The 19,148-nt window shown below is 71.9% G+C and carries 17 protein-coding genes; 6 read left to right on the top strand and 11 right to left on the bottom strand.

The features are described from left to right. The first annotated feature begins 105 nt into the window (after positions 1-105). Complete coding sequence (locus FHG10_RS07680; RefSeq protein WP_406565158.1) at positions 106-1,077, top strand: 3-methyladenine DNA glycosylase; 972 nt, start codon at positions 106-108, stop codon at positions 1,075-1,077. 145 nt (positions 1,078-1,222) lie between these two features. Here FHG10_RS07680 and FHG10_RS07675 read toward each other — a convergent pair whose 3' ends face one another. Continuing rightward, positions 1,223-2,257 carry a trypsin-like serine peptidase gene (locus tag FHG10_RS07675; protein WP_152352758.1) on the bottom strand — a complete coding sequence of 345 codons (1,035 nt, stop codon included), beginning with the start codon at positions 2,255-2,257 and terminating at the stop codon, positions 1,223-1,225. A gap of 145 nt (positions 2,258-2,402) precedes the next feature. Then, positions 2,403-2,639, bottom strand: a complete 237-nt coding sequence (locus tag FHG10_RS07670) for a hypothetical protein (RefSeq protein WP_152352757.1) — start codon at positions 2,637-2,639, stop codon at positions 2,403-2,405. Positions 2,640-2,829: 190 nt separating this feature from the next. Here FHG10_RS07670 and FHG10_RS07665 point away from each other — a divergent pair, with 190 nt between their 5' ends. Continuing rightward, the gene (locus FHG10_RS07665) at positions 2,830-5,385 is read left to right on the top strand and encodes a DEAD/DEAH box helicase (RefSeq protein ID WP_152352756.1); all 2,556 of its coding nucleotides are present in this window, start codon (positions 2,830-2,832) and stop codon (positions 5,383-5,385) included. 362 nt (positions 5,386-5,747) lie between these two features. Here FHG10_RS07665 and mobA read toward each other — a convergent pair whose 3' ends face one another. Further along, entirely contained in the window at positions 5,748-6,446 is a 699-nt protein-coding gene (mobA, locus tag FHG10_RS07660) for a molybdenum cofactor guanylyltransferase (RefSeq protein ID WP_152352755.1), read from the bottom strand. Further along, positions 6,443-7,687 (bottom strand): ThiF family adenylyltransferase, encoded by a 1,245-nt coding sequence (locus FHG10_RS07655; RefSeq protein ID WP_152352754.1) that lies wholly within the window; start codon positions 7,685-7,687, stop codon positions 6,443-6,445. The genes mobA and FHG10_RS07655 overlap by 4 nt, the downstream gene beginning before the upstream one ends. Before the next feature lie 97 nt (positions 7,688-7,784). On the opposite strand from FHG10_RS07655, the gene FHG10_RS07650 reads away from it, so the two are divergent. Beyond that, positions 7,785-8,033, top strand: a complete 249-nt coding sequence (locus FHG10_RS07650) for a MoaD/ThiS family protein (RefSeq protein ID WP_152352753.1) — start codon at positions 7,785-7,787, stop codon at positions 8,031-8,033. A 33-nt stretch (positions 8,034-8,066) separates the two neighbouring features. Here FHG10_RS07650 and FHG10_RS07645 read toward each other — a convergent pair whose 3' ends face one another. From FHG10_RS07645 to FHG10_RS07635, 3 genes are read right to left on the bottom strand one after another with little or no spacing between them, the layout of a single operon-like run. Further along, a complete protein-coding gene (locus FHG10_RS07645; RefSeq protein ID WP_152352752.1) occupies positions 8,067-8,681 on the bottom strand; it encodes a glycine cleavage system protein R in 615 nt (204 codons plus the stop codon). Positions 8,682-8,713: 32 nt separating this feature from the next. Continuing rightward, positions 8,714-9,103, bottom strand: a complete 390-nt coding sequence (locus tag FHG10_RS07640; RefSeq protein ID WP_152352751.1) for a YciI family protein — start codon at positions 9,101-9,103, stop codon at positions 8,714-8,716. 36 nt (positions 9,104-9,139) lie between these two features. Beyond that, a complete protein-coding gene (locus FHG10_RS07635; protein ID WP_152352750.1) occupies positions 9,140-9,898 on the bottom strand; it encodes a class I SAM-dependent methyltransferase in 759 nt (252 codons plus the stop codon). Positions 9,899-10,084: 186 nt separating this feature from the next. Here FHG10_RS07635 and FHG10_RS07630 point away from each other — a divergent pair, with 186 nt between their 5' ends. The 3 genes from FHG10_RS07630 to FHG10_RS07620 all read left to right on the top strand — a co-directional run bounded on the left by FHG10_RS07630 (position 10,085) and on the right by FHG10_RS07620 (position 13,762). Then, on the top strand, positions 10,085-11,200 hold the full coding sequence (locus FHG10_RS07630) for a CPBP family intramembrane glutamic endopeptidase (RefSeq protein ID WP_152352749.1): 1,116 nt from the start codon (positions 10,085-10,087) through the stop codon (positions 11,198-11,200). Further along, positions 11,197-11,844: a hypothetical protein gene (locus tag FHG10_RS07625; RefSeq protein WP_152352748.1), complete on the top strand. Its 648-nt coding sequence runs from the start codon at positions 11,197-11,199 to the stop codon at positions 11,842-11,844. The genes FHG10_RS07630 and FHG10_RS07625 overlap by 4 nt, the downstream gene beginning before the upstream one ends. A gap of 250 nt (positions 11,845-12,094) precedes the next feature. Further along, entirely contained in the window at positions 12,095-13,762 is a 1,668-nt protein-coding gene (locus FHG10_RS07620; RefSeq protein WP_152352747.1) for a cation:proton antiporter family protein, read from the top strand. Positions 13,763-13,856: 94 nt separating this feature from the next. Here FHG10_RS07620 and FHG10_RS07615 read toward each other — a convergent pair whose 3' ends face one another. The 4 genes from FHG10_RS07615 to serA all read right to left on the bottom strand — a co-directional run bounded on the left by FHG10_RS07615 (position 13,857) and on the right by serA (position 18,758). Next, positions 13,857-14,753 (bottom strand): NAD-dependent epimerase/dehydratase family protein, encoded by an 897-nt coding sequence (locus FHG10_RS07615; protein ID WP_152352746.1) that lies wholly within the window; start codon positions 14,751-14,753, stop codon positions 13,857-13,859. A gap of 34 nt (positions 14,754-14,787) precedes the next feature. Then, complete coding sequence (locus FHG10_RS07610) at positions 14,788-15,879, bottom strand: branched-chain amino acid aminotransferase (RefSeq protein ID WP_152352745.1); 1,092 nt, start codon at positions 15,877-15,879, stop codon at positions 14,788-14,790. A gap of 124 nt (positions 15,880-16,003) precedes the next feature. Next, the gene (locus FHG10_RS07605; protein WP_152352744.1) at positions 16,004-17,074 is read right to left on the bottom strand and encodes a 3-isopropylmalate dehydrogenase; all 1,071 of its coding nucleotides are present in this window, start codon (positions 17,072-17,074) and stop codon (positions 16,004-16,006) included. Between the two features lie 76 nt (positions 17,075-17,150). Beyond that, a complete protein-coding gene (serA, locus tag FHG10_RS07600) occupies positions 17,151-18,758 on the bottom strand; it encodes a phosphoglycerate dehydrogenase (RefSeq protein ID WP_152352743.1) in 1,608 nt (535 codons plus the stop codon). Between the last annotated feature and the right edge of the window lie 390 nt (positions 18,759-19,148).

Raw genomic sequence — 19,148 nt, 5'->3', positions numbered from 1 at the left:
GCCTGCCACACTGGGAGCGTGCCCCCTCCGTCGTCCGACTCCCCCGCCGCGCGCCACGGCTCCGCCGACGATCGCGCGCACGAGATCGCCGATGCAGCCGGGGCGGTGAGGGTCCCCGCACCGCGCGAGGTGCTGACGGCCGACCAGGCATGTGCGCAGCGACGGGCGCACCAGGAGCGGGCCGACGCCCTGACCGCCGGGCACAGGGCGCGCCGCCGACGCGGGGAGAAGCACCCGGTCGAGGACTTCCTGTTCACCTATTACCCCTTCTCCCCCGCTCGTCTGCGGCGCTGGCATCCGGGATGGGAGGTCGCCTACGACGCCCGGGCCGATCCGGGGGCCGACGAGGGGACGGTCGGCGACGTCCACGACGGGGCACGATCCTGGTACGCGGACCAGCGCGCCGACCGGTACGGCGATCACGACCTCGGCGCGCCGGTCCTGCGCCGGGCGGATGTGGGCCGGTATCTGGATGAGCGCGCGGACGCCCTCGGGTTCATGACGCGCCTGCTCCGCTCCTCCTCGCTGCGCGAGCGCCGTCCGAACTTCGCATGCTTCGGGCTGCACGAGTGGGCCATGGTCTACCGACTTCCCGAGGGAGCGCAGCGCCACGAGGACCTGCCGCTGCGGCTGGGACGGGAGGAGACGGACGAGGTCGTGGAGCGCGAGCGCCTGGTGTGCTCGCACGTGGACGCGTTCCGCTTCTTCACGAAGGACGCCGTGCCGCGCAACTCGATGACGCCCACGCGCGGCACGCAGGTGCGGCGCGACAATCCCGCCTGCCTGCACGTGGGCATGGACCTGTACAAGTGGGCGATGAAGCTCGTGCCGCTCGTGCCCTCCGACCTGGTGCTCGACTGCTTCGAGCACGCCCGGGCGACGCGAGTGCTGGACATGGAGGCGAGTCCGTACGACGTGCGTCCCCTCGGGTACGGGGTCGTCCCGATCGAGACAGCCGACGGGAAGGCCGAGTACCAGCGGCGTCAGCGGGAGCTCGCGGCGCGGGCCGACGGGCTGCGCGAGCGGATCCTCGCCCACGTCGAGCCGCTCGCCGCACTGCTGCCCGCCGGCGATTGACCGCACCCGCGAGGAAGCGGCGCGCGAGGGCCGCGCACCGAGGACGTCGAGCGCCTGCATCGCTGCACTCCCGGCCGCCGTGCACAGGACGGGCCGGCACCCGCAGGTGCCGACCCGTCCGTGCGGAAGTGCGCGAAGACCTGGATCAGGAGTTCGCGGCCTCCTGGTAGGTGGACTGGATGACGTCGCCGAAGTACGGCCCGTACATCACATTCGCCTGATTGGTGTAGCCGAAGCTGTTCACCGAGTTCTGGGCGCCCGAGGCGTCGCCGCCCAGGAACCAGGGGCCGCCGGACGACCCGCCGGTCATGTCGCAGTCGATGCCCTGGTCGTCGGTGTCGCCGAGGGTGTCGTCGAACGCGGTGCCCTGGCAGTTCTCGAGGCTCTCGCCGTCGAACGGGGCGGCGGCCGGGTAGCCGTAGGAGGTGTACTGCTGGCCGCGCTCCGCGTTGAACGCGACGGCCGACCCGCCGACGGTGTCGGTGAGCGACGCCGAGCCGCTCTCGGGCGAGACGACCGCGAAGGCGGCGTCGTAGTTCATGTCCTCGCTGCTGATCCACTGCTGCGTGGAGTAGAGGTCGGAGGCCGTCCACTTGCCGTAGGGGGCGTCGCCGTGGTCGTAGCCGGGCACGAAGGTCCAGTTCGTGGCCCAGGTGCCGTCCTCGTTGGTGCAGTGGCCGGCGGTCGCGACGGTGGACTTGTTTCCCGAGGAGACCGCATTGCCGGAGCACACGTAGTCCGTGCCGCCCTGGGTGAAGAACACCTTGCCGATGTGGTCGGTGCCGCCCGCGGCGGCGGTCTCGGTCGCGTCGGTCGCGGCCTGCTTCTTGACGGACTTCTGGACGGCCGGGTCCGCCGTCTGCGAGGGGACAGTGCTGGGCTCGGAGGAGGCGACGTCGCCGCTGGGTGCGTCCTTGTCGGAGACCAGGGAATCGGCGGACTTCGCATTCTCCATGCGCTCCGGGGTCCAGTAGTCCGCGGCGGCCTTCTGCTCGGTGACCGACGGTGCGTGGCTCTCGCCGCCCCAGTCGTTGTCGCCCGGGTCGGCTCCGGCGAAGGAGGCGCTGCCCATCACGAGCCCGGCGGCGAAGAGTCCGCCGCCGGCGAGGTGGACGCAGCGGCGCAGACGTGAGGTGCTGCGCGGCGAGGAGGATTCGGGAGCGGTGCGAGAAGTGGTCACCGGAGGTCCTTTCGGTGGGATCGGGATGGGCCCGGGAAGGCCGCGGCGGCCACGGTAGACCATGTGATGCGTCACACAGAAATCACGCCAACCGGTCCGATCCGGACAAGGCGGGACGCTTCGCCGGGTGCCGAAACCCGTTTCCTCAATGCGATTCCCCGGCACCGGTATCGGCATTCTCGCTGGGTGCGACGGGAGATTCCTCACCGCCGTCGCAGTCGGTCCCAGAATCTTCGGAAATCGTCGGCCGACGGGGCGGATCGAGCCGGATCTCGGCGGGGATCGCGCCGGCTCTGCGCTCCTCGTCCCAGTACTCGGAGGGCGGCGGCGCGCCCTCCTCGCGCTCGCGGGCGCCGGGGTCGTCGGATCGCTTCGGTGCCATGGGAGTCCTCTCGTCGGTCGCCTGGCCGGCCGGTGCGCTCGCCCGTGGGCAGATGGCCGGCGGGCCGGTATGCCGGTGGGTTGGGGACGATACGCCTCCGTGCACAGCGCAGCGGAGGAAGGGAGCGCATTCCTCTCGTCGGGCCTCACCCAGGCACCGGTGCGTCCTCCTCCCCTGGCAGACTGTCCCCATGCCCTCGCTGACCCCCTTCCTCCCCCCTGTGCCCGCCGATCAGGATCAGGTCGTCGACGGCTTCATCGCCTCCCAGGAGGCCTCGGGCCGCTCTCTGTACCCGCACCAGGAGGAGGCGCTGCTGGCGATCGCCGCCGGAGATCACGTGATCGCGGCGACGCCCACGGGATCGGGCAAGACGACCATCGCGTATGCGGCGATCTTCGCGGCGATGGCCCGCGGCGAGAAGGCGTATTACACGGCGCCCATCAAAGCGCTCGTCTCGGAGAAGTTCTTCGATCTCGTCGCGATGTTCGGCGCCGAGAACGTGGGCATGATGACCGGCGATTCCTCGGTCAACCACGATGCCCCGATCATCGTGTGCACCGCCGAGATCCTCGCGAACCATGCGCTGCGCGATGGGCCGACGTCCGATGTGCGCGTGGCCGTCATGGACGAGTTCCACTACTACGGGGACTCCCAGCGCGGCTGGGCCTGGCAGGTGCCGCTCATCGAGCTGCCCGCGTGCCAGTTCGTGCTGATGAGCGCGACCCTCGGGGACGTCGCCCTCTTCGTCGAGGACCTCGAGGCGCGCACTGCCCGCGAGGTCACCGTCGTCGACGACGCCCCGCGGCCCGTGCCGCTGGACTTCCGCTGGTCGCTCGATCCGCTGCCGGAGACGATCCAGACCGTCCTCGATGACCGCGACGCCCCGGTGTACATCGTGAACTTCACCCAGAAGGACGCCCTGGACCAAGCGACCGCGCTCATGGGCACCAAGATCCTCACCACCGAGGAGAAGGACCGGATCCGCGAGCTCATCGGCGACTTCCGCTTCTCCAAGGGATTCGGGCAGACCCTCTCGAAGCTCGTGCGCCAGGGCATCGGCGTCCACCACGCCGGCATGCTCCCGAAGTACCGGCGGCTCGTCGAGCGCCTCGCCCAGTCCGGCCTGCTGAAGATCATCTGCGGCACCGACACCCTGGGCGTGGGCATCAACGTGCCGATCCGCACCGTGCTGCTCACGGGCCTCGCGAAGTTCGACGGCAAGCGCATGCGCCTGCTCAACGCCCGCGAGTTCCACCAGATTGCCGGGCGCGCCGGCCGCGCCGGGTACGACACCGTCGGCCATGTCGTGGTGCAGGCACCCGAATGGGCCGTCGAGTTCGCCAAGGAGCAGGCACGGGTGAAGGCACGGGAGGAGGCCGGCAAGGCGCCCAACAGCGCGAAGAAGCGCAAGAAGGAGCCCAAGCCCCGCATCCCCGACGGCGCCGTGAACTGGACCGAGCAGAACATGACCAAGCTGATCGAGTCCCCGCCGGAGACGCTGCGCCCGCACCTGCAGATCACCCCGTCGATGGAGCTCGCGCTCATCGCCCGGCCCGGCAGCGCCGTCGCCTCGGCACGGCACCTGATCATGGAGTCCCACCAGACGCGCAACCAGAAGCTGCGCCTGGTCAAGCAGGCGGCCGACATCTTCCGCGGCCTGCGCGAGGCGGAGATCATCGAGACGCTCGAGAAGGACGACCACCTGGGACGGCGCATCGCGCTGGTCGAGGACCTGCAGCTGGACTTCACGATGACCCAGCCGCTCGCGCCCTTCGCGATCGCCGTCATCGACTCGCTCGACGAGGACTCCGAGTCCCTCACGATGGACACCGTCTCGATCATCGAGGCGATCCTGGAGGAACCGATGCAGATCCTGCTGGCCCAGCAGAACGCGGCCCGCGGGGAGCTGCTGGCCGAGCTCAAGGCCGACGGCGTGGAGTACACCGAGCGCATGGCCCTGCTGGACGAGGTCACCTGGCCCAAGCCCCTCGAGGAGGATCTCGAGGCGGCCCTCGAGATCTACCGGAAGAGCCGCCCGTGGGTGCGCGAGGGCGATCTCTCGCCGAAGTCGATCGTGCGCGAGATGTACGAGACCGGCCAGACCTTCAGCGAGTTCGTGCAGCGATATGGCCTGCAGCGATCCGAGGGCATCGTGCTGCGCTACCTCTCCGACGCCTTCCGGGCGCTCAGCCGCACAATCCCCCAGGATCTGCGCACCGACGAGCTCGAGGACGTCATCGAGTGGCTGGGGGTGCTGGTGCGCGGCATCGACTCCTCTCTGCTCGACGAGTGGGAGGCCCTCACGCATCCCGAGGACGAGGCCGACGCCGCGAGCGAGGTGCGACCGACGTCCCCGCGGGGGCTCTCCGCCCAGACCAAGGTGCTGCGCCAGATGGTCTGCGCGGCCATGTGGCAGCGCGTGGAGCACTTCGCCTTCGAGCGCGAGGAGCGCCTGGGCGAGCTCGACGGCGCCTCCGGCTGGGACCGGAAGGCCTGGGCCGCAGCGATGGACGAGTACTACGACGCCTACGACCACGTGGGCATCGACGGCGCGGCGCGCTCCCCGCAGCTCCTGCAGATCCGCGAGGAGTCCAAGCGCTGGATCATCCGCCAGGTCATCGACGACCCCGACGGCAACCACGACTGGGGCATCGAGGCCCAGCTCGACCTCGAGGCGACCGACGAGGCCGGCGAGCCCGTCCTCGAGATCACCCACGTCGGCGCGTTCGGGGCATTCGGGGACTGAGCCGAGCGGCGCGCTCGCCCATCCGGCCGCACCCACGAACAGGGCCGGCCGCCCCCGCGCACAGGGCCGGCCGCCCGCGTACAGGGCCGGCCGCGCCCGCGCACAGGGCCGGCCAGCCGGGTCGTTCTTACGTTTGCGTTGGAATTCGTGCCCGATTCCAACGCAAACGTAAGATCCACCGGTCCGAGCCCGTGCGTGAGACCGCGCGAGACCGCATCAGCCCACGTGTCCGTGCGCGTGGTCGCTTGAGCCCACGGGTCCGTGCGCGTGGTCGCTTGAGCCCACGTCACCGTGCGCGTGGCCGTGGCCGTGGCTGCTTGAGCCCAGGTGACCGTGGGCGTGCCCGCGTGGGGCGGGTCGGATCACGAGGAGGTGCGGCGCTCCCAGGCTGCGTGCTGGTCCCAGGTGTCGACATCCTCCATGGACACCTCGGGGACCGTCACCGGCTCGAGGACCAGAGGTGCGAGCAGGGAGCGCACGGAGCGGTCGCGCGCGCCGCCGTCCTTGATCGAGGCCTCGAGGGCGCCGCGCCCCGCGAGGACCGCGAGCAGTTCGCGGCGGCCGTCGGAATGGGCGGCGATGACACCGTCGGGGACACTGCCCGAGCCCGCTTCGAGCCGGGATGCGGCCGAGGGAGTCCTTCCGCGCTGTCCGTCACGGGCGGCCCGGAGCGCGCTGATGAAGCCCTCGGCCCCAGGCAGATCGCAGGCGAGGATGAGGACGTCGGTCCCTGCACCTCGCGTGGTCCGTCGTCCTTCGCCGATGCCGCCGCCCACGCGGCCCGCTGCGCACCCGTCCTCGAGCTCGCGGAGACGGGCGAGGCCCGCGGCGATCCCGGCGACGGGGCCGCCCGCGGGCGGGTCCTCGAGGGTGCGCAGCACTCCGTCCGGCACCGCGACGCTCTCCGGGGCGACCACGACGCGCGGTGCGCAGCCCGCTCCCGCGTCGAGCACGCGGTCGACCAGGCGCCGTCCGCCCACCACCAGGTCGGGCTTGGAGACTCCGCCCAGGCGTCGGCCTTCTCCGCCGCCCAGCACGATCAGTGCGGTGGTCGCGGTCATCCGCGTTCCTCCGCGGCGGGTGCGCGGTCTCCCTCGAGCAGATCCGGCGCGAGGCGATGCAGCTCCTGGATGCCGCCGCGGAGGTAGCGGACCTCGTCGGCTCCGCGCGCGGCGAGGAGCCGCGCCGCGCGTACGGAGCGCGGGTCTCGCTCGCAGTGCACGATCAGCGGACGGGGTGCGTCCGCTGGTTGCGAGGATATGGCCGCCTCCACCAGATCGTCGCGCGTCGGATCCTCGGCGAGGGCCTCGAGCTCGGGGAGCGGCAGCAGTCGGGCGCCGGGGATTCGCAGACGCGCCGCCTCCTCGGGGTCGCGGACGTCGAGGATCCGCGGGCCCTCCCCGTCGGCCCCCTGCTCACGAGAAGCGCGCAGCAGGTCGGCGAGCTCGTCGGCCCCGATCGACGGCGGCGCGTCGGGCCCGGCGCAGAACAGCTCGTAGTCGACGAGACCGGTGACCGGCTGCGCCTGCGGATCGCGCGCGAAGGGGATCTCGCGGGTCCGGGCGCTGAGCGCGTCGTAGACGAGGACACGCCCGAGCAGCGGGCGGCCGATACCGCAGATCAGTTTCAGCGCCTCGGTCGCCATGAGCGATCCGATGGTGCCGCACAGGCCGGGCAGCACGCCGCCCGTGCTGCAGCTGACGACCTCCTCGGGAGCGGGCGGCGCGGGGAAGAGGTCGCGGTACCCGGGGCCGTGCTCGTGCCAGGCGACGGACACCTGCCCGTGGTGCTGCAGGATCGCGCCCCAGACGAGCGGTATGCCGACCAGCTGTGCGGCGTCGTTCACGAGGTAGCGCGTGGGGTAGTTGTCGCTGCCGTCGAGGACGAGGTCGTAGCCGGAGAGCACGTCGAGCGCATTGGCCGATGTCAGGCGCAGCCGGTGCTCGTGGATCGTCACGGACGGGTCGAGAGCCCGCGCAGCGTCTGCGAGGGACGAGGTCTTGGGGCGGCCGATGTCGGCCGTGCGGTGGGCGACCTGCCGGTGCAGGTTCACGAGGTCCACGGTGTCGTCGTCGACGATGCCGATCGTGCCGACTCCCGCCCCCACGAGGTAGGGGACGCTCGCGGTCCCCAGTCCCCCGGCCCCGATCACGAGCACCCTCGCGCCGGCGAGGCGTCTCTGTGCGATCTCGTCGAAGCCGGGCAGGGAGAGCTGCCGGCGTGCGCGCTCCCTCTGCTCGTCAGTGAGCGCGGGACCGGGCGCGACCAGGGGTTCCGGGCGCGGGTCGGCGGCGGTGTCCATTGCTCCATCGTAGGTGCGCGGACCCCGGCGGCGCCGTGCGGATCCGCCCGCCGAGCTGCCCTCCGCTCCGCCCGTCGACGGCTCCTAGACTGGGCGCATGTCCACGCTGAGCGTCCGCTACTTCGCCGCCGCGGCCGACGCCGCCGGCACCGAGCAGGAGGCCTGGGACCTGGGCGGGGAACCGACCCTCGGCGCACTGCGCTCCCAATTGGTCGAGCGCTACGGGGACCCCATGCGCCGGGTCCTCACCACCGGCTCGTTCCTCGTGGACGGAGTGGTCCGACGGGACGACGGCCCCGTCGGGGGCGATCGCGTGGACGTGCTGCCGCCCTTCGCGGGCGGCTGAGAGTTCGCTGGGGTCGGGCGCGAGCCGTTTCGGTCAGGCGCCGGCGACCGCGGCGTCGTCGAGGTCCAGATCGACCATGAGATCGTTCGCGATCGGCTCGAGGACGCTGCGCACCACGTCGCCGGCGGCCACCCCCGCCTCCGAACGGGGCAGACGCACAAGCGCCTCGGCCTCGAACAGCACTCCCCCTCCCTCCGGCGCGTCCAGGGTCCAGGAGCGGAAGGACTCGATGCTCACGCCCTGCTCGGCGAGCGCGCGAGAGACCTGGTGGACCATCCCGGGTCGGTCCTGCCCCAGCAGGTGCACGCGGAGCGGAGCCGCCGCACGGTGCCCCGCGGCCCCGCCCGTGCCCGTCGCGGCACTGTCTCCGGTCGGCCCCTCGTCGCCGGCCGCAGCGGCCGGACTCTCGGGGGCCCTGGTCACCTCGATGCTCCAGCCCACCTCGGCGAGCAGGTCCGCGACTGCCGCTTCGAGGGCGGTGGCGCGGGACTCGTCGATCTCGACGAGGACGATGCCGGCGAAGGTGCCGGCGAGACGGGCGAACTGGCTGTCCAGCCAGTTGCCTCCCTGCGTCTCGACCACGCGGGCCAGGGCGGAGACCAGTCCTTCGCGATCCTCACCGATCGCGGTCAGCACGAGTTGCGTCATGGGGCCGAGCCTAGACGACGTCCTCCCCTCCCTCACTCCTCGCCGAGGAAGGGACGCACCTCGAGCCATTCGTGGATCGGGTCGCCGCCCTTGCCCGGCTCGGCCGAGAGCTCGGCGGCGAGCTCGACGGCCCGCTCACGGCTCTCGACGTCGATCACCATGCCGCCGGCGACCAGGTCCTTGGTCTCGCTGAAGGTGTCAGTGACCGGGGCCTGGCCCTCTCCGCCGCAGCGCACCCAGAGGCCCTCGTCGGCGAGGGCGAAGCTGGTGACGAACTCACCGGAGTCGCGCAGGCGGTCGGCGAAGTCGTCCATGTACGCCACGTGCGCCCGGACCTCCTCGGCGGTCCACGTGTCCATGGGGTGGTCGTTGACGCCCTTCGGGGCGCCGCGGTAGTGCTTGAGCAGCAGGTACTCGGTCATGGCGGGTCTCCTCGTACGATGTGATCGGTTCGTGCCTCACTCGGGCCGACGGGCCTCGATGAGCTGGCGACTGGAGTGGGCGATGAACGGGCCCTCGGACAGGATCTGCTCGTGCAGATCGCGGAGGCGCTCGCGATGCGCCTCGATGGTGAAACCGGGGACCCACCAGATCACCTTGCGCAGCAGATAGACCACGGCGGCGACGTCGAAGATCTCGATGCGCAGCCGTGCGGTGCGCAGGTCGACGATCTCGAGCCCGGCCGCCCGCGCCTGCTCCGCCTCCCGCTCGGGATCGCGGCCGAGCCTCTGCTCGGGCAGCGGGCCGAGGAAGAACTCGATGAGCTCGAAGGCGCTCGCGGGGCCGACGTGCTGGGCGAAGTAGGTGCCGCCCGGTCGCAGCACGCGGGCGATCTCGTCCCAGTGGATCGTGGCCGGGTGACGGCTGGTCACGAGGTCGAAGGCCGAGTCGGCGAAGGGCAGGGGCGGCTCGTCGGGGTCGGCGACCACGGCGACCCCGCGCGGGTGCAGCAGCTCGGTGGCGCGCGCGATGTTCGGCGGCCAGGACTCGGTGGCGACGGCGAGGGCGGGGAAGGTCGGCGCCTCGGCGAGGACCTCTCCCCCGCCGGTCTGGATGTCGAGCGAGGCCGAGGCCCCCGCCAGGCGCTCGCCGAGCAGACGCGCATACCCCCAGGGCGGGCGCTCCTCGGTGGCGCGACCGTCGAGCCACGAGAAGTCCCAGCCGGAGACGTCGGCCTCCGCGCCGATGCGCAGCAGCTCGCCGAACGATGCGGTCATGGGGCAACGCTAGGACCGACGGGGCGCGGGCGCCATGGGTTTCCGCTCGACCGCTGATCACCTGCGCACCCCGCCCACGACCTCTGTCGACTCTCCCTCCGCCTTTGGTCGCGACCTCGCCAACCATCCGCCAGAGGTGTCCACGAAACGTTGACACTCTGTCGGCCGGAGCGGAGTCTCGGAGGCATGAGCACCGCAGCCCAGCACCCAGCCCCCGATCCCGCACCCGCAGCGCCGTCGGCGTCGGCCCCGGCCCCTCCTCCTGCCCGCTCGGCGCCCCCGGTCGTCCCGCCCGTCGTCTTCGACCGCGTGCCGTGGAAGCGGGTGGGCCTGTTCGTGGTCCTCGCCTATGCGATCTTCGCCGTGTTCGCCGCGCCCTTCTGGTTCCTGCAGGGCGGCATCACGCATCCGCTGTTCACCCCGGTGATCGCGGTGGGCATGTGGGCGCCCGCGCTCGCCTCGATCGTCATGGCAAAGGGTGTGGAGCGGACGAACTGGCGCACCCGGGTGGGGCTGCGCTTCCGCGGCCGCTGGCGCGGGATCCTGGTGTGGTCCGTGGTGGGCGTCGTCGCGATCGCCGCCGTGGCGGTCCTGGCCGCGGTGATCATGGTGCTGCGCGGCGTCCCCGGTGATCTCACCGGGCGCACCTGGCTGGCCATCGGCTCCCAGCAGATCTCCGATCTCACCGGAACCGACATCCCGCCGATCGCCTTCGTCCTGATCACGGCGTTCAACCTGGCCTTCGGCCTGGTGGTCACGCTCTTCGCGACGCTCGGCGAGGAGATCGGCTGGCGGGGCTGGCTGTGGCCCGCCCTGCGGCCGCTCGGCCGCGTGCGCGGGGCCCTGGTGATGGGCGCGATCTGGGCGCTCTGGCACACCCCGGTGATGGCGATCGGATACAACTATCCGGGCGTCGCGCGCTGGATCGCGATCCCGTTCTTCATCCTCCCGTGCATCGCCATGTCGCTGCTGTTCTGCGGACTCGCGGACCGCGCGGGCGGCAGCCCGATCCCTTCGGCGTGGGCGCACTCGGCGGTGAACTCGCTGGGCAGCACGATCCTGGGCGTCTTCGCGACCACGGCGACGGGCGCGGCCCTGAACCCGCTCATCGACACCCACGCCGGCATCGTCGGAGTCGTCCTGCTGATCGTGGCCGCCGCGATCATCGTCCCGTGGCGCGCTCGGCGCCCGATCCTGCGGGGTTGGCCCTCGTCCCCCGCAGCTCAGGGAGTCGACTCGGTGGCCGAGTCCCCGACCGGCAGTACCCCGTCAGCTCCGGGATCGGGCAGGATCGACGTGTGAGCACCGAGAGTCCGGGCCGACGGGCCGACGCGGAAGCGCAGCTCCTCGAGGAGCTGCGCTTCTCCGCGTCCCTGTGCACGAGCGCCCTGGAGAGCCCGGACACGGCGGGCGAGGAGCCGCTCGCCGCGGCCGCGCATCTGGTCGCCGCGGCCGACCGCACCCTGCACCGCTTCGTCGCCGCGGCCCGGGACCAGGGCACCTCGTGGGCGCAGATCGGGAGCGTCCTGGGGATCTCCCGGCAGGCCGCGCAGAAGCGCTTCTCCTCCCCGCCGCAGCGGGTGCTCGCCGAGACGGCGGTCCCGGACCCGGCGTTGGTCTCGCGCGCCGTGGAGGTGATGGAGCACGCGGCCGCGGGGGACGCGGAGCTCCTCGATGCCATCGCGAGCCCCCGCATGCGACGCGCGCTGGGCGAGGACGGCGCCGCCCCCGTGCTGGCCGGCGTGGAGCCGATCTTCGGCGCCTGCCTCGCGCGCGAGGCCCCCGAGGCGCGCGTGATCGCGCAGGTCACTCTGGTCAGTGCCCGGGAGCACCGGGAGCGGGCCGACGCCATGGTCCGCGTCAGCCTCACCGCCGAGGGGCGGCTGCTCGGACTGCACTACGACGTCGCCGAGCCGAAGACGCTCGGCAGCGTCCAGGAGCCCTGAGCTCGAGCCCCAGTCGGTGCACCCAGCGTCGGCCGCGCCCCACGTCGGAGCCGCCGCCGATCCGGAGGAGCATCCGGTGGCACCCGAGCTCTCTCCGCCCGACCGCCCGTCAGCGGACGGGGCTTCAGCACGCCGGGTGGGGGCCTCCGCCGCATCCCCAGCACTTCGCGACCGTGCGACCGGGCGGGCGCCCAGAGATCCGGGTGGGGCTCCTCCCCTGCCGAGCGCTCGCGTAAGGGAGGATGGGGGCATGGGCGAGCTGCTGGTGACCTACCTGGTCGTGGTCTTCGGACTCGGCCTGCTGGCGCGCCTGCTGCGGCTCCCGCCGCTCATCGGCTACCTCGGCGCGGGCTTCCTGCTCCACGCGATGGGCGTCGCCGAGCTCTCCGCCCTGCCGATGCTCGCGGACCTGGGCGTGGCCCTCATGCTGTTCGCGATCGGGCTCCATCTGGACCTGCGCGTGCTGCTGCGCGTCGAGGTGTGGCTGACGGCGGGCGCCCACATGCTCGCCATGACCGTGATCGGCGCCGTGTTCCTCGCCGTCCTGGGGCTCGTCGGCCTCGCCAGCCCGGAGCCCCTGCACAAGCTGCTCGAGCTCGCACTGGTGCTCTCCTTCTCCTCCACGATCATGGTGCTGAAGGTCCTCGCCGACCGCGACGACGAGCAGTCGCTGTACGGGCGCATCTGCATCGGCGTGCTGATCATGCAGGACGTGTTCGCCGTGGTGCTGATCGCCGTCTCCACCGGCAGCGCGCCGAGCCCGTGGTCGCTCGGACTGCTCGTCATCGTGCCGGTGCTGGTGGTTCTCACCAGGCGCTGGCACCGTCTGGGCGACGGCGATCTGGGGGCGCTGTTCGGGCTCGCCATGGCGCTCGTGCCCGGGTATGCGCTCTTCGAGTACCTGGGCCTCTCCGGCGGGCTGGGATCGCTGCTGATGGGCGTGATCCTCTCCAAGCACACGGGTGCCGACAAGCTCGCCCGCACCATGTTCACTCTCAAGGAGCTGCTGCTGGTCTGCTTCTTCGTGGAGGTCGGCTTCGAGGGCGTGCCGACGCTGCGGGACGTGATCGACGGGCTCTCCCTGCTGCTCCTGCTGCCCGTGCAGGCGGCCATGTACTGGCTGCTGCTGTGGCTGCTGGGGCTGCGCAATCGCACGAGCGTCCTCGCATCGCTGCTGCTGGCGAACTACTCCGAGTTCGCGCTGATCCTCGCCGCGGTCGGCGTGCAGGCCGGGTGGCTCTCCACGCAGTGGCTCAACGCTCTGGTGGTCGCGGTCACCGGCGGCTTCATCCTCTCCTCGCTGAGCAACCCGCTGGCCACCACGTTCGGCACGCGCCTGGCGATGCGACTGCCCAAGCATGCCCCCGAGCGGCTCCACCGGGACGACCGTCCCATCGATCTGGCCAACGCGGAGGCCGTGGTGCTCGGCATGGGCCGCGTGGGCAGGATGGCCTACCTGCAGCTGCGCGACGTGCACGGGTATCGGGTGCTCGGCGTCGAGCACGACGCGGCGCTCGTGAGCACCCTGCGCTCCCAGGGCTTCCGCGTCGTCGAGGGCGATGCCACCGACCGTGACTTCTGGCTGCGGGTGCGGGAGGACGCCGGTGTGGTCGTGGTGGTCCTCGCGATGCCCACACAGACCGCGAACCTCGGGGCGCTCGGCGAGCTGCGCCTGGTGGGCGGCGAGCGTCCGGGCCGCGTGATCGCGGCGATCGCGAAGTACACGGAGGACGTCGACGAGTTCGAACGCGCGGGCCTGTCGACCGTCGTCCACCTCTACGCGGGCGCCGGCGAGGCCCTCGCCGATCGCGCGGCCGAGGTCCGCGCCGAGTGGACCCGGCCGCTCCCTCCGCCCGACATCCCGCCGGACACCTCGCCCGAGCCGCCGCCCGGCGCATCGCCCGAGCAGAAGATGTGACCGTGACGATCCACAAGCGCCCGGCCTTGGCTCCCCTTGGTGATTTCTTCGTGGCCTCTGTCGGCACCGGCTGCTTCGCCCGCGCCCTGGCTCGTCAGTCCTCGAAGTACTCCGCCCGCTGCAGGTCCTCGAGCACGCCCGGTCCCGCCGGCTCCCAGGCCAGCTGCTCCCGGGTGATTGCGCTGGAGGCGGGACGATCAGACGTCGCGTACGGCGTGTACGTGCCGAAGGCGCGCAGCGTCGCGAGGCCGCGTGTGCTCACGGTCGGCACGCCGAGCCCGGCGCCGATGGCCTCGGCGATCGCCCGGTAGGGCACGCCCTCCTCGGCGACCGCGTCGTAGCGCGCGCCGGGGACGGCCCGCTCGACGGCGCCGACGAAGACGCGCGCGGCATCGGCGTGGTGCACGGCGGGGATCCGGTTCGCCCCGTCCCCCGCGAAGGCCGAGCGCCCACTGCGGCGGGCGAGGGCGATGAGGCGGGGCAGCGTGAACCGGTCACCCGCGCCGTGCACGCACGGCAGACGCACCACGGAGGCGTTCGTCCCCGCCGCGGCGAGGCGCATGAGCGTCCGTTCGACGTTGCGTCCCAGCAGGCCCGCGCGGTCGGAGGCGCGGTCGCGCTCGGTGAGGAGAGGGCCGTCGGCCCGCACGGGAGCGAAGCCGCCCGCCGCGACCAGGGGACGCTGGCTCCCGGAGAACGCGTCCGCGATCGCTTCGAGCGCCGCCCGCTCGATGCGGGCCGCACGGCGCATGCGCAGCACGCTCGCGTTGTCGAAGGCCGTGTGGATCGCGGCGTCGGCCCGCGCGACGGCCGAGCGCAGCGCGTCCGCGTCCTCGAGGCTGCCTCGCACGGGCTCCGCACCGGCCGACTCGAGGGCGTCGGCCGAGCGCTGGGAACGGGCGAGGGCGAGCACGTGATGCCCGGCCTCGTGCAGCTCGCGCACCACTTCGGCGCCGACGAATCCCGTCCCGCCGGTGACCATGATCTTCATGCCGCCATCCTCTCCCGTGCGCTGCGCACTCCTCTCAGGCGAGGCGGTACAGCCACTCGTGGCGGTCCTCGACGGTGCCCGTCTGGATGCCGGTGAGCTCCTCGCGCAGGGACAGCGTGATCTCGCCGGAACCGCCGTCGCCGATGGTCCAGGACCCCTTCGGGGAGCGGAACTCGCCGATCGGGTTGATGACGGCCGCGGTGCCGCAGGCGAACATCTCGACGATCTCGCCGCTGGTGATGCTCTCGGTCACCCAGTCCATGCTCATCTTCTGCTCGGCGGGCTCGAGGCCGCGGTCGCGCGCGAGCTGCAGGATCGAGTCGCGGGTGACGCCCTCGAGGATCGAGCCGGTGAGCTCGGGAGTGAGGATGCGCCCGTCCCGGGTGATCGCCATGACGTTCATGCCGGAGAGCTCGTCGATGCTCGTGTGGGTCTCGGAGTCCAGGAACAGGACCTCGTCGGCCCCGTGCTCGGCGGCCTCGTTCTTCCCCAGCAGCGAGGAGGCGTAGTTGCCGCCGCACTTGGCGTCGCCGGTCCCGCCGGCGCCTGCGCGCGCATAGGTGTCGGAGATCCAGACCACGAGCGGCTGCACGCCGCGCGGGAAGTAGGCGCCGGCCGGCGAGGTGATCACGAAGTAGTCGACCTGCTGGGCGGCGCGCACGCCCAGGAACGTCTCGGAGGCGAACATGAACGGGCGGATGTACAGCGAGTCCTCGCCGCCGGCGGCGGGGACCCACGGCTCGTCGGCCGAGACCTGGGCCTTCAGAGAGGCCAGGAAGTCCTCGGTGGGCAGCTCGGGCAGGGCCAGGCGCCGGGCGGAGCGCTGGAAGCGCTCGGCGTTCTTCTCGGGCCGGAAGGTCCACACGCTGCCGTCGGCGTGGCGGAAGGCCTTGAGGCCCTCGAAGATCTCCTGGGCGTAGTGGAAGACGGCCGCGGCGGGGCTCAGCGAGAGCGGCGCGAACGGGACGACCTCACTGCCCGTCCAGCCGCTCCCGGCGCTCCAGCGGGCGCGGGTCATGAAGTCGGTGAAGTGCTCGCCGAATCCGGGCTTCTCCAGCACCGCGGCGCGCTCGGCGTCGGACTGCTGGCGGGTGGTCTCGGTGAGCGGGAAATCGAGTGAGGACATGGGAGGGCTCCTTCGGGGCGACGTGTGCAGGATACGGCGATGCGAGGGCCGGTCGGCGCGAAGCGGGCCGACGGGCCGGAGGCGCGGGTGCGGCCGACGGGGCGGGCGGGGGCGGGTGCCCTCGTCAGCCCTCGCGTACGGCCGCGGCGCCGGAGACGCCTGCGGCCAGGGCGTCGCCGATCTGCGTGGTCGTGCGCGCGCCGAGCTCGGCGCGGCGGGAGAGGTCCTCGTCGACGGCGGTGCGCACGCGGGCGGCGGCGTCGGCGTATCCCTGCTGCTCGAGCAGGAGGGCGACGGAGAGCACCGTCGCGGTGGGGTCGGCCTTCTGCTGGCCGGCGATGTCCGGGGCGGAGCCGTGCACGGGCTCGAACATCGAGGGGAAGGCGCCGGTGGGGTTGATGTTGCCGCTCGCGGCGAGGCCGATGCCGCCGCTGATGGCGCCGGCGAGGTCGGTGAGGATGTCGCCGAAGAGGTTGTCGGTGACGATCACGTCGAAGCGCGCGGGGTCGGTGACCATGAAGATGGTCGCGGCGTCCACGTGCAGGTAGTCGACGGCGACGTCCGGGTGCTCGGCGCCGACCTTCTCGACGATCCGGCGCCACAGGTGCCCGGCGTTCACGAGCACGTTGTGCTTGTGGACCAGGGTGAGCTTCTGCCGGCGCGCCTCGGCCTGGTCGAAGGCGAAGCGGACCACGCGCTCGACGCCCACGGCGGTGTTCAGCGACACCTCGGTGGCGACCTCGAGGTCGGTGCCCTCGCGCATGGTGCCGCCGTTGCCGACGTACGGGCCCTCGGTGCCCTCGCGCACGACGACGAAATCGACGTCGCCGGGGTCGGCGAGCGGCGAGGTGACGCCGGGGGCGAGGCGCGTGGGGCGCAGGTTCACGAAGTGGTCGAAGCCGAAGCGGAGCTTGAGGAGCATGCCGCGTTCGAGGATGCCCGAGGGGATGTCGGGATCGCCGACCGCGCCCAGCAGGATCGCGTCGTGCTGGGCGAGCTGCTCCATGTCCTCGTCGGTGAGGGCCTCCCCGGTGCGATGCCAGCGGCCCGCGCCGAGGTCGAAGTCGGTGGTCTCGACCTCGACGCCCTCGGGCGCGAGGGCGGCGCGCAGCACCTTGAGCCCCTCGGGGACGACCTCATGGCCGATCCCGTCGCCCTCGATGACGGCGAGTCGGATGCTCTTCGTGCTGCTCATGGCTGGTGCGTTCTCCTTCGTCGGATCTGCGGTGGTGCCGGTGGGGCGTCGGCGCTCGACGCCCCACCGGGTGGGTTCAGTAGGTGATGTCGACCGCGAGCGAGGTGCTCGCGCCGACGGCCTCTCCGATGCGGTCGGCGAGGGGCTGGTCGACGCCCTGGTCGAGGTTGAGGACCACGAGGACCTCTCCCCCGCGCTCCTCGCCGCGGCGGGAGACCTGCATGCCGGCGATGTTCACGTCGGCGTCGCCGAGGAGGGCGCCGTAGGCGCCCACGAGGCCCGGGCGGTCCTGGTAGGTGATGAGCAGGAGGTGGTCGCTGAGCTGGACGTCGAGCTCGAGCCCGTCGACCTCGGTGAGCTTCTGCGCCTGCTCGGTGCCCGAGAGGGTGCCGGAGACGGAGACGACGCGGCCGTCGCGCAGGGTGCCGCGGATCTGGACGACGTTGCGGAAGCGCTCGGAGTCCTCGCTGGTCACGAGGTCGACGCGGATGCCGCGCTCCTCCGCGAGGACGGGGGCGTTGACGTAGCTCACCTGCTCGGTGACGACCTGGCGGAACACGCCGCGCAGGGCGGAGAGCTTGAGAGCGGTGACGTCGCGGGTGGCGATCTCCCCGCGCACCACGACCTCGAGCAGCTCGGGGCCCTCGGCGGCGATCGCGGTGAACAGCTGGCCGAGGCGGTCGGCGAGGGCGATGCCGGGCCGCACGAGGTCGTCGATCGCGCCGCCGGCGACGTTCACGGCATCGGGGACGAGCTCGCCCGCGAGCGCGAGGCGCACGGAGCGGGCGACGGCGACGCCGGCCTTCTCCTGGGCCTCGGCGGTCGAGGCGCCCAGGTGCGGGGTGAGCGTGATGTTCGGGAGCTCGAGCAGCTGCGCGGCGGTCTCGGACTTGGCCGGGGGCTCGCTCGAGTAGACGTCGAGGCCGGCGCCGGCGATCTTCCCGGTGCTGAGGGCATCGAAGAGGGCCTCCTCGTCGATGAGGCCGCCGCGGGCGGCGTTGACGACGTGGAGGTTGGGCTTGGCGATCGCGAACTGCTCGGCGCCGATGAGGCCGACGGTCTCCGGGGTGCGCGGCATGTGCACGGTGAGGACGTCCGCGGTGCGCATGAGCTCGTCGAGCTCGACGACGCGGGCGCCGAGGTCTGCGGCGCGCGCGTGGTTGATGTAGGGGTCGTAGGCGAGCAGGTTCACGCCAAAGGGGCGCAGGCGCTCGGCGACGAGTTGGCCGATGCGGCCGAAGCCGACGATGCCCACGGTCTTCTCGAGGAGCTCGACGCCGGTGAGCTGCTTGCGCTCCCACCTACCGGCCTTCACGGACGCGTCGGCGCGGCCGAGGTTGCGCAGCGAGGCGAGGATCAAAGTGATCGCGAGCTCGGCGGCGGAGACGATGTTCGAGGTGGGGGCGTTGATGACCATGACGCCGGCGGCGGTCGCGGCGGGCACGTCCACGTTGTCCAGGCCCACACCCGCACGGGCGACGACCTTCAGGTGGTCGGCGGCGGCGAACACCTCGGCATCGACCTGGGTGGCGGAGCGCACCAGGATCGCGTCGGCGTCCTTGACGGCCGACAGCAGCGAGGGACGGTCGGTGCCGTCCACGGTCTGGATCTCGACGTCGGACCCCAGGACCTCGAGGGTCGCGGGCGACAGCTCCTCTGCGATGAGCACGACGGGACGCGTCACGGAATCTCCTCCGGTGCGGATGGCGGTCGTCGCACGCCTCCTCGAGAGCGACGGGTACGGGGACAGCCTAGACCGCTGTCCGCCATGCGGGCGGGAGGGTCATGGGGTGAGACGCAATGCTGCCCGGTCGCCCGTCCTGGACACTGGCCCACCGGGCAGTCGGCACACTCCTACTCAAGGACAAGTGGAAGCAACCACCAGAACAAGGACTGAAAAAGACTCGGAATGCACCTCGCGCCAACCCTGGCTTGCGCAATCAGATTCAATTCCACCACGACGGCTCTCGCCTACTCTTCATCAAGTCGAACGGCAAGATTATTCGTTACCGAGAGATCTAATTGGCCTAGCAAAATACAGCGATTCAAGGCAAACGTCAGACACACGCAACCC

The sequence above is a fragment of the Brachybacterium subflavum genome (assembly GCF_009299795.1).
Classification (GTDB): domain Bacteria; phylum Actinomycetota; class Actinomycetes; order Actinomycetales; family Dermabacteraceae; genus Brachybacterium; species Brachybacterium subflavum.
Note: the sequence above shows the minus strand (reverse complement) of the source record. Positions and strands in the feature narration are given on the sequence as shown.